At 51.0% G+C, this 253-nt stretch carries 1 protein-coding gene; it reads left to right on the top strand.

The annotated features are described in order from the left end of the window. Positions 1 to 253 (top strand): hypothetical protein (locus SB679_RS25380; RefSeq protein WP_410705116.1); only part of this gene is annotated, 253 nt, incomplete at both ends.

Here is a 253-nt window from a genome sequence, read left to right as displayed (position 1 = left end):
ATCATGGCCGCGCCATGGACGTGTCGCATCAGCTTTTCGCGGAGCTTGTCGCTGCATCCCACGGCAGGATTCTTGTTCAGGAGCGGATCAATTGGGGTGGAGATGTGTGTACCGACTGCATGTCGCTATTTTGTAATGAAGATGCTTACGATGGCGTTGATGCGACAGTAATCGAAAATCGCGACTTCATGGCCGAGGGCAATAATATTCGAAAATATCAAAGTCCTTATTCCCTGATTGCTCGGGGGGGCTG

Source organism: Chryseobacterium sp. SIMBA_029 (assembly GCF_046535275.1).
GTDB lineage: Bacteria > Bacteroidota > Bacteroidia > Flavobacteriales > Weeksellaceae > Chryseobacterium.
The sequence above is the reverse complement of the archived record's forward strand: the minus strand, read 5'-3'. Positions and strand labels throughout refer to the sequence as shown.